This is a genomic window from Kocuria tytonis (assembly GCF_003226895.2).
GTDB lineage: Bacteria > Actinomycetota > Actinomycetes > Actinomycetales > Micrococcaceae > Kocuria > Kocuria tytonis.
Genome location: NZ_PNJG02000001.1, coordinates 292318 through 308219, shown reverse-complemented (window position 1 = coordinate 308219; position 15902 = coordinate 292318). Strand labels below are relative to the sequence as shown.

Here is a 15902-nt window from a genome sequence, read left to right as displayed (position 1 = left end):
GAGGCTGTCATGATGCCGCGCGGACCGGCGAGCGCGGGGGTGTGCTGTGGTTCCAGTGGGACAACGGATCTGTTGCCCGCAATATTTCGGGTGGTGCGCCGGTTCAGCGCCGGGACACGACCACCTGTGTTCCGTCCCGGTGGATCCACAGGGATCCGGTCTGGTCGGTGCGGGCCACGGCCGCGCCGACCTCCTGCAGGGCGGCCACCGTGGCCGGGTGCGGGTGCCCGTAGCTGTTGTCCTCCCCCACGGAGATCACCGCGAGGGCGGGGTGGGTGTCGTGGATGATGTCGGTGCCGCCGTTGCGGGCGCCGTGGTGGGAGACCTTGAGGACGTCGGTGGGCGGTGCGTGGCCCCCGGGAAGGAGACGGGAGTCGCGGCGGTACCCGTCGGCTTCGAGGTCCCCGGCGGTGAGCCACGTGGTGGTGCCCTGGGCTCCGGCGATGGTGAGGAGCAGCAGAAGGGAGGCGTTGTTCTCGTCCTCGGAGGTGACCTTCCGGTGGCGGGGGTGCGCGGGGGCGGTGCCACCGTGGTGTGCGGTGGAGTCCCCCTGGCCCGGCCCGTCGGCCGGGGAACCGGCCGTTGCCGTGGTCGGTGTCGTGACGGGTGACGGGGGTGCTGGGGCCAGGACCTCCACGGTGAGCGGTCCGACGTGCAGCTGCTCACCCGGTGAGGGGCGCGTGGTGACGTCCGGCCACTGGGTGATCTCGTCCGGCGGGGTGTCCCCGGCGGCGGAGTACCAGACCCGGTCCACGTCCACGGTGTCGGCGAGTCCGGCGAGGCCCGCCACGTGGTCGTCGTGGTCGTGGGTGGCGATCACCGCGTCCAGGTGGGTGATCCCCGCCTGCCGGAGGCAGTGCTTCAGGGCTCGGGGGTCGGGGCCGCCGTCCACCAGCACGGCGCTGTGCTCCCCGGTGCGGTGCAGCACGGCGTCCCCCTGGCCGACGTCGCACACCACCGACTCCCACGCGGGGGCGGGTCGGAGCCACCACAGGATCGCGGTCACGAGCAGCACGACCAGCGCGAGGGACGCGGTGACGGCGAGCAGGCGGCGTCGTGAGCGGGTGCGGTGCGCGCGGGCCCGCCACACGGCGTCGGGCACCGGGGGCTCCGCGGGGGCCGCCAGAACCGGTCCGGTGGTGGGACGTGGCGCGCGCAGACGGGCGTCCGCGACGTGCAGGCCCCCGAGGGCAAGAAGGGTGAGAGCCGTCAGCAGGCCGATGCCCGGCACCCCGTGCGGCCAGGGCACGTGGGCGCCGGGGAACGAGGCGAAGGTGTCCGCGAGCCAGGCCAGGACGCGGGCGGGACACGAGGCGACCCCCACGGGCAGGCTCGCCGCGCGGTCCCACGCGTCGAGCGCGCCGGGAGCACCCGCCGTGAGATCCGGACCCTGGGCGGTCGTGGCCGCCGGGTCCTGTCCGCCGGGAGAGATGGCGTGCCACGCCGAGGACGCCGTGCGCCCGGCGAGCAGCACGCACACCGCGAGCAGTCCCGCCACCGTGACCACGGGGACCAGTGGTGAGGCGGCCATATTGGCGGGCAGGGAGTACAGGGGCAGGTCTGGGTTGAGCAGCAGCAGAGCGGGACCGCACCACAGCTGTGCCACCAGGGGAACCGCGATGCACACGGCCAGCACCGTGGGCAGGCGGGTGCTGAGCAGCCGGGTGACGGGCCGGGCGCTGACCACGATGCCCGCGGTGGCCAGGACGGAGAGCACGAAGCCCATGTCGGTGGCCAGCTCCGGACGCACGAGCACCAGGCCGGTCACGGCGGCGCACAGGGCGTTGAGGCTGACCCCGGCGCGGCCGCTGAGCATGCTGATCCCGCCGAGGCCACCCATGACCCCGGCCCGCAGCACGGACGGGTCCGGGCCCACGAGCAGCACGAAGCCCGCGAGCGCCGCGAGACCCGTGAGGAGGCAGGTTCGTCTGCCGGCGCCCATGCTCAGCGCGGTGTAGCCGCTCAGCGTCATCACGAGTGCACAGTTTGATCCGGAGACCGCCGTGAGGTGGGTGAGCCCGGTGTCCTTCATGCTCTGCGCGAGGACGTCCGGCAGCTGGGACGTGTCCCCCACGGTCATCCCGGGCACCAGTCCCGCGCTCACCGCGCCGAACCCGCCGGCGACGCGGGTGAGGTCCGCGCGCACGGCGGTGAGGACGCCGTCCCGGTCGGCTTCGACCTCCCGTTCGGTCGCGGGTGGTGAGGAGGCCCGTGCGGTGGGCCGTGCGGGTGTCGCGGTGTCGGTCACGGTGACGACGGCGCTCACCCGCTCCCCGTCGGACAGCTCGCTCCAGCCCGGGTGGGTGGCGAACACCGTGAGCTCCGTGGCGGCGGGTGACCCGTCCGCGGCGTGCACCTGCAGGGTCGCCGCGACACCGTGGGAGGCCTCCTGCTGTTCCGGCCCGGGGCGCCCCGTGTACGGGGTCGGTGTGCCCGCGACGGTGGCCGCCACGCGCACCGTGGAACCGGGTCCGTGCTCCGCCAGGAACTGCCGCGCGGGCGCCGTGGCGGCGAGGGCCCCGACCGTGGCTGCTGCCCCGGTGAGCAGTACCAGGACGGTGAGCATCCGCAGACGTACCGGCTTGCGTCCCGGTACCTCCCCCTCGCACGACCTCCGGTGCGAGCGGGCTGCCCGGGCCGAGCGCTCGGTGTTCGCACGCCGGAGGCCCCGACCGCGGACCGCCGGGGTCCCCCGCCCCGGATGTGCCATGACATGCCCGGGGCCGCGGGGTGCCCCCACCCCCGCTCCGTGCGCGAGGCGTCGTACCCAGCGCCCGAGCTCCGGGGCCCGCGCCGCGGGAATGGACGCCGCCGCGCACCCGGCCGTGCACCAGGTCCCCGCTGCCCACCCGCCCTGCAGGGTCGCGATGGCGCACAGCCACGCGGTCACGGCCACCGGCAGCAGACGGAGATCCCACGTGGTCCTCATACGGTGACCAGCGGGAGCAGGGCCTCCAGCATGGCCGGGCCCACGCCCGTGACGTCGTCCAGCTGCTCGGGGGCGGTGAACGGGCCGTGCTGGGTGCGGAACTCGATGATCCGCTGCGCCAGCACCGGGCCCACCTTGGGCAGGTCCTCCAGCTCGGCCTGCGTGGCGGTGTTCAGGTTCACCCCGGTGCCCGCCCCGGCGCCCGGCTTCTCCTCGGCCCGCGTGCCCCGTGACCCGCCGGTTCCCGCCCCGGACGAGACGCCGCCGTCCGGGGAGCCGACGCCGTCCGGCCCGTGCGCTCCGGAGCCGCCCGCCGCGTCGGCCGCACCACGGCCCGCGGGTGGCGCCCCGGATGCTGCGTCCCCGGAGCGTGCCGCGGCCACGGCATCGGCATTGCCCGCGTTGGGAATCGTGATCTGGGCACCGTCCCGGACCGGTTCCGCCAGATTGATCCGGTCCTTCACCGCCGCACGCGTAAACCCGCCGGCGGCCTCGACCGCGTCCATGACCCGCGCGCCGGGCGGGAGCGTGACCACCGCGGGATCCCGCACCTCGCCCACGACGTGCACGGTCACCACACCGCCCGGTGACTCCGCAGCACCACCCCCCGTCGGGGAGCCGGCACCCTCCCCCGGTCCGCGTGTGGGCGAGGCCCCGCGCGCGTGTCGTGCCGCCGTGCCGTCCGCGGGCCCCGCAGTGGTCGCTCCGGCACCGCGGTCCCGGTCCGTGTCCTCGGCGTCCGCGGCGGTCACGACCGCGTCCTGTTCGTCCCCGCCGGTGAGCAGCCTGACCCCGGAGATCCCGAGCGCGAGCAGCAGGACGAGGCACAGGGCCACGAGCGCGGGGCGGGTCAGGCGACGTCGGACGACGACGTCCTCCCGGTGCTGGGCCCCTTCCGCTCCCCCGGGAGCGTGCTCGGGAGGGACGCGGTGCCCGGAGGCGTCGCCGGTCCCCTCACGGGCAGCGGTGGACCCGCCGGCAGCGGCGGGCCCGTGGTCCGCTGGGTCCGCCGTCCCGTGCTCTTCGCGCAGCAGCGCACTCAGCCGCTCGGTGGCGGCGCGGTCCCGGAACCTGCGCCGTCCCCTGAAGTCGATACCCGTCATGGGCACCACTCCACCGGCCGGTCCTCGCCGAGCGGGGCGCGGGCCCAGCGGCTGGGGACACTGTCACCGTCACGGGTCTCGGGCCGGCGACTGTGGAGCGTTCACACCGTGCGTCACCGGGGTCGAGGTGGGCCCCTCGATGACCGCCGCCTTCGTTCCCAGCCCCACGTGCGCACTCAGCACGGGCGGCAGCTCACTGACCACCAGCTCCGCCTCGGGGCGGTACCGGTCCACGAGCAGCTCCCCGATCTCTCGCGCCCCGTGCGGATCCGCCACGTGGTGCACGCACAGCACCGGGCGCTCCGGTTCGGCCCCCGCCAGTGCCTCGCCCGCGAGCGCCATGAACCGCTGCTGCGCCCGGGGCAGGGACACCGGGCGCTCCACGGTGACGATCCTCCCCTCGGCCAGGCTCAGCAGCGGCTTGAGCTGCAGCATGGAGCCCACCATCGCGGTGGTCGGGTGCACGCGGCCGCCGCGGCGCAGGGTCTCGAGCGAACGCACCCGGATCAGCACCTGGGCCCGCTGCGCGGTCTCGCGGGACGCGCGGGCCACGGCGTCGGTCCCCGCGCCCGACGCCGCCGCCTCCAGTGCCGCGCGCACGCCCAGTCCCTGGCCCATCCCGGCGCTGCCGGTGTCCACGATCCGCACGGGGATCCCGATGTCCTGCCGCGCGATCCGCGCCGCACCCACCGTGCCGGAGAGCTCCCCGGACAGGTGCACCGAGACCACGGCGTCGAAGCCCTCGTCCTCGAAGCGGCGGTACGCGGCCCGCAGCTGCCCGGGGGCCGGCCGGGACGTGGTGACCGGGCGGCCCTCCGCGAGCGCGAGCACCAGGGAGGATGCCCGGTCCGCCTCGGCGTCGGTGTGCAGCTGCCCGCCGATGAGCACGGGCATGTCCACGAGCGCGAACCCTGGGGCGGTCTCGAACGCACGGACCCAGGAGGCGGGAAGGGCCGCGGCACTGTCGGTGACGACCGCCACGCGGCGGGGCGCGGCGGCGTCGGGCACGGGCGCGGAGGGCGAAGAAACGGGGCCCGGGTGCGTGCCCTGTCCCGCCCGCGGGGCGTTGCCGTCCGTTCGCAACCCCGGGTGAGGGTGGGACCGCGGATCATGACCGGGCCCCGGGTACGGGCGGGGCCCGCCCCCCGGCTCGGGCGAGCTGGGTGACGGGCCCCGGTGGTCCGCGGGTCGCATCAGACCACGATGTTCACGAGCTTGGGGGCGCGCACGATCACCTTGCGCACCGTGGCCTCGGACAGCAGCCGCTGGACCGCCTCGGAGCCCATCGCCGCGGCCTCGAGGTCCTCCTCGGTGATGTCCGCGGGGACCTGCAGGCGGTCGCGGACCTTGCCCTTGATCTGCACCACGGCGGTCACGGTGTCCTCCACGAGCAGCGCGGGGTCCACGGTGGGCCAGGGGGCGCGCACCACGGTGTCCTCGTGGCCGATCAGGTGCCACATGTCCTCGGCGGTGTACGGCGCCACGAGGCTCAGCAGGATCGCCACGGCCTCCACGGCCTCGCGCACCGCGGGATCGGCGGCCCCGCAGCCCGAGTCGATGGCCTTGCGCGTCACGTTCACGAGCTCCATGGTGCGGGCGACGACCACGTTGAACTTCCCGGAGTCCAGCAGCTGCTCGGCGTCCGCCACCGTCCTGTGGGTAGCGCTGCGCAGCGCCCTGTCACCGTCGCCGAACGACGCCGCGGGATCCGCCGCGCAGTCCTGCGCGAGCCGCCACGCGCGGGCCAGGAACTTCTGGGAGCCCTGCGGGGAGACGTCCGCCCAGTCCACATCGTCCTCGGGCGGGGACGCGAACACCATGGTCAGGCGCACCGCGTCCACACCGAAGGCGTCCAGCTGCTCGCCCAGGTCCACGCCGTTGCCCAGGGACTTGGACATCGCCTTGCCGCCGTTGAGCACCTGGCCCTGGTTCAGCAGTGCCTTGAACGGCTCGGTGAAGCCCACCAGGCCGAAGTCGTGGAGGGCCTTGGTGAAGAACCGCGAGTACAGCAGGTGCAGGATCGCGTGCTCCACGCCGCCCACGTACTGGTCCACCGGCATCCAGCGGTCCACGGCGGCGCGGTCGAACGGCGCGGCGGCGTCGTGCGGGGACGTGTAGCGCAGGTAGTACCAGGACGAGTCCACGAACGTGTCCATGGTGTCCGTGTCCCGCTGCGCGGGGCCGCCGCACGCGGGGCACGTGACGTTCACCCAGTCCGACGCCGCCGCGAGCGGGCTCTGCCCCTTGGGCGCCAGCTGCTCCCCGCGCAGGTCCTCGGGCAGGCGCACGGGCAACTGGTCCTCGGGCACGGGCACCTCGCCGCACGCGGGGCAGTGGATGATGGGGATGGGCGCACCCCAGAAGCGCTGCCGGGACAGCAGCCAGTCCCGCAGCCGGAAGTTCACGTGGCGCTCACCCGTGCCGGCCTCGGTGACGATCTCGATCGCCCTCGCGAGCGCCTCCGCCTGGGGCAGCCCGTCCAGGGGCCCGGAGTTGACCAGCGTGCCCTCACCGGTGGTGGCCACACCCGTCTCGGCTGGGTCCGCTGCGCCGGTGTCCACCACGGTGCGCACGGGCAGGTCGAAGGCGCGGGCGAAGTCCAGGTCCCGCTGGTCGTGGGCGGGCACCGCCATGATCACGCCCGTGCCGTAGTCCGCGAGCACGTAGTCCGAGGCCCACACCGGCAGCTTCTCACCCGTGAGCGGGTTCACCGCGTACCGGCCCAGGAACACCCCGGTCTTCTCCCGGTCCGAGGCCTGGCGCTCGATGTCCGACAGCGCCTTGACGTCCTCCCGGTACGCGGCGAGCGCCTCGGCGTGCTCGGAGGCCACCACCTCGGCGGCGAGCGGGGCGTCCGCGGCGACCACGCAGAACGTGGCGCCGTAGAGGGTGTCCGGGCGGGTGGTGAACACGGTGACGGTGCGCCCGGAGGTGTCGGAGGCGTCCGCACCCTCCGCGGGGGCGCCCTCGATCACGAAGTTCACGTGCGCGCCCTCGGAGCGCCCGATCCAGTTGCGCTGCATGGCCAGCACGCGCTCGGGCCAGTGGCCCTCGAGCTCGCTCATGTCGTCCAGCAGCCGCTGGGCGTAGTCGGTGATCTTGAAGTACCACTGGTTCAGGGACTTCTTGGTCACGGGGGTGTGGCAGCGCTCGCAGGCCCCGTTGACCACCTGCTCGTTGGCGAGCACGGTCTGGTCCCTGGGGCACCAGTTGACCGGGGAGTCCTTGCGGTACGCGAGGCCGTGGGAGTGGAACTGCAGGAACAGCCACTGCGTCCAGCGGTAGTACTCGGGGTCCGAGGTGTGGATCTCCCGGTCCCAGTCCGCGCTGATCGCGTAGCGCTTGAAGGACGCGCGCTGGGTGTCGATGTTGCGGTAGGTCCACTCGGCGGGGTGGGCGTCGCGCTTGATGGCGGCGTTCTCGGCGGGCAGCCCGAAGGAGTCCCAGCCGATCGGGTGCATCACGTCGTAGCCGCGGTGCAGCCAGTAGCGGGAGACGACGTCCCCCATGGCGAAGGCCTCGGCGTGGCCCATGTGCAGGTCACCGGAGGGGTAGGGGAACATGTCCAGGACGTAGCGCCGCTCGGCGGAGCCGTCGTCGGCGGGCGTGTGGACGCGGTGCTCGTCCCAGTAGCCGGACCAGGTGGCCTCGATCCGCTGGACGTCGTAGTCGGTGCCCGCCTCCGGGGTGCTGTGCTCGCTCACGTGCCTCGCCTTCAGGTTCACGGGGGGTGGTGGACCGCTCCCGCGCCCGGATACCGAGGCGACGGCCCGGTCCCCCGTGTGGATGTGTGGGGATCCCTCCCAGTTTAGACCAGGCGCCCTCCGCCCCCGGGCGCAGGTGCCCCGGCTACCATGGGGGCGCCCGAGACGGACGGATGGAGGCCCCGTGGACAACCCCTACGCCGAGCGCCGCAGCGTGGAACTGGACGGCTACCGCGTGCGGTACTGGTTCTACGACGCGGACAAGCAGCGCAAACCCCTGCTCGTGATGCTCCACGGTTTCCGCGGCGACCACCACGGCCTGCAGCTGATCGCCACCGCGCTGCGCGAGAAGTACCACGTGGTGGTCCCGGACCTGCCCGGTTTCGGGCGCTCCGAACCGTTCCCGGACCGCGAGCACTCCGTGACCCACTACGTGGCCTTCGTGCGGGACTTCATCGAGGCCCTGACCGACGGTGCCGTGACCCCGGACTCCGGCACCGGGGTGGTGCTCGCGGGGCACTCCTTCGGGTCCATCCTCGCCGCGCACTTCGCCGCGGAGCACCCCTCCATGGTGGAGCGCCTGGTGCTGATCAACCCCATCTCGCAGCCCGCGCTGGCCGGGAACCAGAGGACACTCACCAGGCTCACCCGGCTCTACTACGGCGCCGGGTCCTCCCTGCCGCGCCGGCTGGGCACCCGGCTGCTGTCCTCCAACACGGTGGTCAAGCTCATGACGGACGTGATGATCAAGTCCGAGGACCCCGAGACCAGGCGCTACGCCCTGCGCCAGCACCAGGCGTACTTCAACACGTTCGCGGACCGGGAGGTCGTGGCCCAGGCCTACGAGGCCTCCATCTCCCGCACCGTCGCGGAGGTCGCCATGAAGCTCACCATGCCCACCCTGCTGATCGTGGGGGAGCTGGACGACCTCGGCTCCGTGCGCTCCCAGCAGACCATGGCGTCCTGGATCCGCAGCCACACCCTGCAGATCATCCCCGGGGTGGGTCACCTGATCCACTACGAGGCCCCGGACACCGCCGCCCGCATGATCGAGGACTTCCTGCTGTCCCCGGCCCCGGAACCGCTCGAGGGCTACGACCGGCTGCCCCTCGCGGACACCACTGCCTCCACCCCGGACCAGCTCACCGGCCTGCTCCCCGCGGTGGACCACACCGCGAGCGCCCGGCAGTTCCAGCGCGAGACCCGCGCCCGGGGCCTCTCCGGTGAACCCGGGGAGTCCCACCCGTGAAGCTGCTCTTCGACGCCCGCTACATCCGCACGGACCACCACGACGGCATCAGCCGCTACAGCGCCGAGCTGCTCGCCGCCACGGCCCGCGCCGTGCGCGCGGACCCCCGGGTGCGGCTGAGCGCCCTGATCAGCGACCCGGCCCAGCGTGCGTTCCTCCCCGAGGGCCTGACCTCGATCACGGGCCCGGCCGTGACCTCCCCGGCCGAGGTGCTCACCGCCCAGTACGTGAACCGCTGGGCGCCGGACGTGATGTTCTCCCCCATGCAGACCATGGGCTCGCTCGCGCGGCGCTACCGGCTGATCCTCACCCTGCACGACCTGATCTACTACGAGCACCCCCAGCCCCCGGGGGACCTGCCGCTGCCCGTGCAGTGGGGGTGGCGCGCCTACCACCGGGCGTGGTGGCCCCAGCGGGTCGCGCTCAACCGCGCGGACGCGGTGGCCACGGTCTCCGAGACCTCCCGCGCGCAGATCCTCGCCCACCGCCTCACCAGGCGGGACGTGCGCGTGATCGCCAACGCGGCGCCGTCGGCGGGCGTCGCGCACGCCGACGCCGTGTCCCGACTGGGCGCGCGCGGCACGGACCTCGTGTACATGGGCTCGTTCCTGCCGTACAAGAACGTGGAGACCCTGCTCCGCGCCGCCGGGCTGCTGCCCGGGTACACGCTGCACCTGCTCTCCCGCATCACGCCGGCGCGGGAGGCGCAGCTGCGCGCGCTGGTCCCGGACGGCGCGCACGTCGTGTTCCACCGCGGGGTGGGCGAGGACGAGTACCGCGAGTTGCTGTCCTCGTGCGCCGCGCTGGTCACCGCCTCGCGCGCCGAGGGCTACGGCCTGCCCCTCGTGGAGGCCTTCGCGCAGGGCGCCCCCGTGGTGTGCTCGGACCTGCCGATCTTCCACGAGGTCGCCGGGGACGCCGCCGGCTACGCCCCCGCCGACGACGCCGCCGCGTTCGCCGCCCGGGTGCGCGAGCTCACCGATCCGGACCTCGCCCGCGAGCGCGTCCGCGCCGGGCTGGACCGGATCCGCGCGCACACGTGGCAGGACTCGGCCCGGGAGCTGCTGGAGCTGGCGTGGGAGCTGCACCAGCGCGGCTGAGCCGGGCCGGGCACAGGAGCCCTCGTCGCGGCCGCGTACGGGGCGGTGTGGCGCGGCACCCCGGGAGGGATCGTGCCGTGGCGCTCAGAGCAGGTCGGCGACGTCGCAGCGCACGGTGACCGGTGCGTGCTCCCGCAGGGCCGAGGCCCGCGCCTTCTCGGCCCGCAGGGCCGCGGTGATCCGGGGCGCGATCCCGAACCCGAAGAACAGCAGGGCCCGGTAGGGCCGGTCCGTTCCCGCGGCGGCGTCCCGCGCACCGGGGCAGGTGCCCACGTCCAGGGTGTCCGGTGCCTCACCGGCCTCGGGTTCCGCCACGTCCGCGCCGTTGCCGGGGGCCGCCGCCACCGGTGCGGGACCGACCACGCGCACCCGTTCCGGCAGCCGCAGGTCCCGCAGCGTGGCCTCCACGGCGTCGCGGGGCCCGGTCAGCGCCGCGGTGCGCACGGCCGGCGGCAGTCCCAGTTCCTGGCGCTCCCGCAGCTCGCGCTCGGAGTGCCCCGCGGGATCCCAGCGCACGAGCGCGGACACCGCACGGTCCTGGTCCGCCGTGACCACCACGGTGCCGCCGGCCGCGGCGGGGCGCACGAGCGCGGCGGCGTTGCACCACCGGCGCAGGGTCTGCTCCTCCGCCCGCAGCCACGGCCGGGCCAGCATCTGGTTGCCGTCGAGCAGCAGCGCCGCCGCGTAGCCGCCCTCGGCCACGGGCTCAGCCCCGGGCGTGGCGACCACGAGTGCGGGGGCGGAACCCACGCGCGAACGCACCGTGCGGTCACTCGAGGAGATCACGGGGACCTGCGGGAAGGACCGGCCGAGCTCCTCCGCGGTGCGTCCGGCGCCCACGGAGCTCAGGCGCACCCGGGTGAACCCGCACTCCACGCACCGCCAGTCGTGGGCCTGCCGCCCGCACCACGTGCACACGGGGACCGCCCGCGCGGAGGTGAGGGCCAGCGGCCCGTCACACGCGCGGCAGCGAGCCGGGGTGCGGCAGCGCTGGCACGCGAGCACCGGGGCGTAGCCCTTGCGGGCCACCTGCACCAGCACCGGGCCGCGCTCCAGGCCGGCGCGGGCCACCCGGAACGCCTCCTGCGGCAGCCGGGCGCGCGCGGCGAGCGGGTCCCGTGCGGTGTTGTAGGAGTCGGAGGTGGCCTCGATCCGCGGGGAGAACCGTCGCAGCGCGGCACGGGGCGGGGCCAGGTGCCGGGCCCACCCGGTCGCGATGAGCCGCTGCGCCTCCGGAGTCACCGCGTACCCGGTGAGCAGCGCCGCGAGGCCCTCCCGCTGGGCCCGCAGCAGCAGCACGTCCCGGGTGTGCTGGTACGGGGCGCGCTGCTCCACGAAGTTCACGTCGCCGTCGTCGTGGCAGCACACCAGCGCCAGGTCCTGCACGGGGGCGTAGGCCGCCGAACGGGTGCCCACGGCCAGGCGCTTGCGCCCCAGGGCCAGCTCCAGGAATCCCCGGTAGCGCGGGGTGGGCCCGTCCCCGGCGTGCAGCCGGACGACGGCGCTCTCCCCCACGAGCGCGTGCAGCGCCGTTCCCAGCCGCTCCAGCGCCTTGTGGTCCGCGACCACGCCCACGGCTCCGCGGCCCGCCGCGTACGCGGTGGCCATGGCATGCGCGGTCAGCACCGCCCAGTCGTGGTCCTCGGGCGCGGGCAGCACCTCCACGACGGCGCGCACGTCCGCACCCGCGGCAACGGCACCGATGAACTCGGGGCCGCCGTCGTAGTGCCCCCACACGGAGGTGTCGGGGGCGGCAGTGGTGCCGGGGGCGGCGGCATCGGCAGCGTCGGCCCCGCGGGACGCCCGGGTCCCGGCAACGGTGGCGCAGGTTTGGTCGGTGGCACCGACCCCGGCGGTGGTGCCGGGGGCGGCGGTGACGTCAGTCCCGCTGGTGGTGTCGGCCGCACCGGTGTCGCCGATCCCGCTGGTGGTGCCGGACCCACCGGTGGTGCCGGGGACGGCGATGCCGCCGGCCCCGCTGATGGTGCGGATCGCACCGGTGCTACCGGTCCCGCTGGTGACCGCGGACTCCTCCGCGGCCGTCGGGTCGGCCGCGAACTCCTTGTCCACGCGGGCCACCCGCGGGGCGATGGCCACGCGCAGGACGTCCGCGGTGGTCCCGGCGCAGCGCTGCGCCACGGCGTCGGCCAGCGCCACGATCTCCGGCCGGGCCACCGGCAGAGGCGAGAGCACGCGGCGCACGGGCAGCAGCCGGTCCGCGGGGACGTCCGTGTGCTCCACCCGGTCCACGACCCACCCGGACATCTTCCGGCCGGAGAAGACCACGGACACCTTGGAGCCCACCACGGCCTGCCCGTCCAGCGCGGCGGTCACCCGGTAGTCGAAGACCCGGTCCAGGTGCGGGACGTAGGCCTCCAGCAGCACCCTGGCCACGGGGTTCTCGGCGGCGGCGCCCTCGGAGCCCAGGACACGGCGGGACGCCGCGCGGGCCACGTCGTCCGGAGACGCGGGCGCCGCGGACGGAAGACCGGACAGCGTCAGCTGCTCCCCCGGGACGTCCTCGGGGGCGGTCTCCCCGGGGGGCGTCGGGCGGGCGGGAGGGTGCGGGCGCTCGTTCCCGCCGGTGGGTGCGGAGGAGGCAGCGGCACCGGGACTGCTGCGAGGGACGCGCTCGGGCGCGGACGCGCCGTCGAAACCGGGCGCGGACGCGGCACCGGAACCGGCGGCCGCGGCCCCCGGATTCACAGCCCCGCGGCGGAACGCAGCTCCTGCACGCGGTCCGTGCGCTCCCACGTGAAGTCCGGGTCCTCCCGGCCGAAGTGCCCGTGGGCCGCGGTCTTGGCGTAGATGGGACGCTTGAGGTCGAGGTCCTCGATGATCGCGAGCGGGCGCAGGTCGAAGACCTCGGAGATGGCCTTCTCGATGCGCACGGGGTCCACGGTCTCGGTGCCGAAGGTCTCCACGTAGAGCCCCACGGGGTGGGCCTGCCCGATCGCGTACGCCACCTGGACCTCCGCGCGGCGCGCGAGCCCGGCCGCCACCACGTTCTTGGCCACCCACCGCATGGCGTAGGCCGCGGAGCGGTCCACCTTGGAGGGGTCCTTGCCGGAGAACGCGCCGCCGCCGTGACGGGCCATGCCGCCGTAGGTGTCCACGATGATCTTGCGCCCGGTCAGCCCGGCGTCCCCCACGGGCCCGCCGCGCACGAAGTTCCCGGCGGGGTTCACGATGATCCGCGTGCCGGACAGGTCCAGTCCGGAGTCCTCCAGGACGGGCTCCACCACGCACGTGGTGATGTCCCGGGTGAGCTGGCCCAGGTCGTAGTTCTCCGCGTGCTGCGAGGAGACCACCACGGTGTCCACGGAGACCGGGGTGTGACCGTCGTAGCCCAGGGTCACCTGGGTCTTCCCGTCCGGGCGCAGCCCCGGCAGCACCGCCGTCTTGCGCACGCGGGTGAGCTGCTCGGAGAGCCGGTGGGCCAGCAGGATGGGGGCGGGCATGTACGTGGCGGTCTCGTCCGAGGCGTAGCCGAACATGATGCCCTGGTCTCCTGCGCCCTGGGCGTCCCGCGGGTCCCTGGCGGTCCCGGTGCGCTCCTCGAGGGAGGTGAACACGCCCTCGTAGATCTCGTTGGACTGCTCGCCCACGCTGATGGACACGCCGCAGAACTCGCCGTCGAAGCCGTGCACCGCGGAGTTGTAGCCGATGTCCAGCAGGGTCTTGCGCACGATGTGCGGGATCTCCACGTAGGCGTCCGTCTTGACCTCACCGGCCACGTGCACCAGCCCGGTGGTGACCATGGTCTCCACCGCCACGGAGGAGTTGGGGTCCTCCGTGAGCAGGGCGTCCAGGATGGAGTCCGAGATCTGGTCGCAGATCTTGTCCGGGTGGCCCTCGGTCACGGATTCGGACGTGAAGATTCTCAGGTGTTCACTCGATGCGCTCACGGCACCACATTACCCGCCGGTGCCGACACCCGGTTCGCCCGCGATCCGCGCCACCACGAAGCGGGCCACCTCGTCCTTGCTGCCCCGGGCGCCGGACTCGTCGCCCGTGCGCGCGGAGAGCACCACCACCTCGGTGTCGTCCCGGCCGAAGACCTTGTCCGTGCCCACCTCGTTGAGCACCAGCAGGTCGCAGCCCTTGCGGCGCAGCTTGGCGCGCCCGAAGTCCAGCACCGAGTGCTCGGGGTCCCCGGTCTCGGCGGCGAAGCCCACGATCAGCTGGTCCAGGCCGCGCTCCTCGCGCTGGGCCACGATCCCGCGCAGGATGTCCGGGTTGCGGATCAGGCGGATCACGGGGTCCGTGCCGTCCTCGGACTTCTTCATCTTGTGCTCGCCCACGGTGTCCGGGCGGTAGTCCGCCACCGCGGCGGCCATGATCACGACGTCGCTCTCCCCCGCCGCGGCCAGGCTCGCCTCCTGCAGCTCCCGGGCGGAGGACACGCGAGTGATGCGCATGCCCTGCGGCAGCTCCGCCTCCACGTGGGCCGCGATCAGGTGCACCTGCGCCCCGGCGTCCCGGGCGGCCCGGGCCAGCGCGATCCCCTGCTTGCCCGAGGACCGGTTGCCCAGGAAGCGCACGGGGTCCAGGGCCTCACGGGTGCCCCCGGCGGTGACGAGCACCCGCCGACCGGCCAGGGCACGGGCCTCCCGGGCGTCGTGGGCCGTGGTGGGCTCTCCGGAGGCGTCCGTGCGGGGATCCCGGCCGTGGCGGGCCACGAGGGCCGTGGCGGCGTCGAAGATCTCCCGCGGCTCCGGCAGCCGGCCCGGTCCGCTGTCCGAGCCCGTGAGCCGGCCGGTGGCCGGATCCATGACGGTGTGCCCGTGCTCGCGCAGCAGCGTGACGTTGCGCTGCGTGGCGGGATTGAGCCACATCTCGGTGTGCATCGCCGGGGCCAGCAGCACGGGCGCCGCGGCGGCGAGCACCGTGGTGGTGAGCAGGTCGTCGGCCTGGCCGTGCGCGATCCGCGCCATCAGGTCCGCGGTGGCCGGGGCGATCACCACGAGGTCCGCGGCCTGGCCCTGCGCCACGTGGTTCACGGTGTCCACGCGGTCGAAGACGGACTCGGACACGTGCTCCCCCGTGAGCGCCTCCCACGTGGGCGCGCCCACGAACCGCAGCGCGGAACGGGTGGGCATGGGCACCACGTGGTGCCCGGCCTCGGAGAACAGCCGGGACAGCGCGGCAGCCTTGTACGCGGCAATGCCCCCGCCCACACCCAGCACCACGCGCAGCGGCGCGGCGGACCGGGTGGGAACGGGGGCGGTGCCTGCGTCCGGTGAGGTCACTGCTCGGAGGTCTCGGCGGAGTCCTCGGTGGTCTCCGTCACGGTGGTCTCCGGCTCAACGGTCTCCGGCTCGGCGGCCTCCACGCCGGCGGCATCGGCGGCGGCGGTCTCGGCGGCGTCGCCCTCGGGCAGCTGCGCACCGTCGGAGAACACGGCGGTGCCGTCCTGCTCCTCGCCCTGGGCGAAGAAGTCCCCGGTGAACATGTCCGTGGCGGTGGGCTCGTCGCTGACCAGCTGGCCGTTGGGGGTGAACCCGGCGTGGGCGATGTGGTCGGCCTCGATGAGGCCCTCGTCGATCTCGCGGAACGCGATGGACAGGGGCTTCTCGTTGAGCTGGGTGTCCACCAGCGGTCCCACGTACTCGAACAGGCCCTCGTGCAACTGCGAGTAGTACGCGTTGATCTGGCGGGCGCGGCGGGCGCCGAAGATCACGAGTCCGTACTTGGAATCCGTCTTGTCGAGCAGCCGATCGACGGGCGGGTTGACGATGCCTTCGTTGTTCGTGCTCACGTGTTCTATGACTCCTGTGGTGGACGGTGGTGTCGGTGGTTCAGGGGCGGACCGGG

At 74.2% G+C, this 15902-nt stretch carries 10 protein-coding genes; 2 read left to right on the top strand and 8 right to left on the bottom strand.

Annotation, left to right across the window (positions count from 1 at the left end):
* Positions 1-103: 103 nt before the first annotated feature.
* The 4 genes from C1C97_RS01470 to leuS all read right to left on the bottom strand — a co-directional run bounded on the left by C1C97_RS01470 (position 104) and on the right by leuS (position 7736).
* Complete coding sequence (locus C1C97_RS01470) at positions 104-2566, bottom strand: ComEC/Rec2 family competence protein (protein ID WP_121029788.1); 2463 nt, start codon at positions 2564-2566, stop codon at positions 104-106.
* A 359-nt stretch (positions 2567-2925) separates the two neighbouring features.
* Positions 2926-4032, bottom strand: a complete 1107-nt coding sequence (locus tag C1C97_RS12380; RefSeq protein WP_199712147.1) for a ComEA family DNA-binding protein — start codon at positions 4030-4032, stop codon at positions 2926-2928.
* Between the two features lie 69 nt (positions 4033-4101).
* The gene (locus C1C97_RS01455; RefSeq protein WP_233542655.1) at positions 4102-5040 is read right to left on the bottom strand and encodes a DegV family protein; all 939 of its coding nucleotides are present in this window, start codon (positions 5038-5040) and stop codon (positions 4102-4104) included.
* Between the two features lie 185 nt (positions 5041-5225).
* Positions 5226-7736, bottom strand: a complete 2511-nt coding sequence (gene leuS, locus C1C97_RS01450) for a leucine--tRNA ligase (RefSeq protein WP_121030469.1) — start codon at positions 7734-7736, stop codon at positions 5226-5228.
* A 184-nt stretch (positions 7737-7920) separates the two neighbouring features.
* Here leuS and C1C97_RS01445 point away from each other — a divergent pair, with 184 nt between their 5' ends.
* Both C1C97_RS01445 and C1C97_RS01440 read left to right on the top strand, forming a co-directional pair.
* The gene (locus C1C97_RS01445) at positions 7921-8985 is read left to right on the top strand and encodes an alpha/beta fold hydrolase (protein ID WP_121029786.1); all 1065 of its coding nucleotides are present in this window, start codon (positions 7921-7923) and stop codon (positions 8983-8985) included.
* Entirely contained in the window at positions 8982-10085 is a 1104-nt protein-coding gene (locus C1C97_RS01440; RefSeq protein WP_121029785.1) for a glycosyltransferase family 4 protein, read from the top strand. Before C1C97_RS01445 ends, C1C97_RS01440 begins: the two co-directional genes overlap by 4 nt.
* 84 nt (positions 10086-10169) lie before the next feature.
* Here C1C97_RS01440 and C1C97_RS12465 read toward each other — a convergent pair whose 3' ends face one another.
* The 4 genes from C1C97_RS12465 to rpoZ are packed head-to-tail and all read right to left on the bottom strand — an operon-like array spanning position 10170 to position 15846.
* Positions 10170-12791: a primosomal protein N' family DNA-binding protein gene (locus C1C97_RS12465; RefSeq protein WP_233542654.1), complete on the bottom strand. Its 2622-nt coding sequence runs from the start codon at positions 12789-12791 to the stop codon at positions 10170-10172.
* The gene (metK, locus tag C1C97_RS01425; RefSeq protein WP_110920465.1) at positions 12788-13993 is read right to left on the bottom strand and encodes a methionine adenosyltransferase; all 1206 of its coding nucleotides are present in this window, start codon (positions 13991-13993) and stop codon (positions 12788-12790) included. The genes C1C97_RS12465 and metK overlap by 4 nt, the downstream gene beginning before the upstream one ends.
* Before the next feature lie 9 nt (positions 13994-14002).
* Positions 14003-15337, bottom strand: coding sequence for a bifunctional phosphopantothenoylcysteine decarboxylase/phosphopantothenate synthase (locus C1C97_RS01420; RefSeq protein ID WP_110920466.1), 1335 nt, complete (start codon positions 15335-15337; stop codon positions 14003-14005).
* Positions 15334-15846 (bottom strand): DNA-directed RNA polymerase subunit omega, encoded by a 513-nt coding sequence (gene rpoZ, locus C1C97_RS01415; protein ID WP_110920472.1) that lies wholly within the window; start codon positions 15844-15846, stop codon positions 15334-15336. Before rpoZ ends, C1C97_RS01420 begins: the two co-directional genes overlap by 4 nt.
* Positions 15847-15902: the final 56 nt, after the last annotated feature.

Bases quoted from the DNA above. Each gene is read 5' to 3' on its own strand.
- C1C97_RS01470 (WP_121029788.1), bottom strand. From the start codon at position 2,566: ATGCTCACCGTCCTGGTACTGCTCACCGGGGCAGCAGCCACGGTCGGG.
- C1C97_RS12380 (WP_199712147.1), bottom strand. From the start codon at position 4,032: ATGACGGGTATCGACTTCAGGGGACGGCGCAGGTTCCGGGACCGCGCC.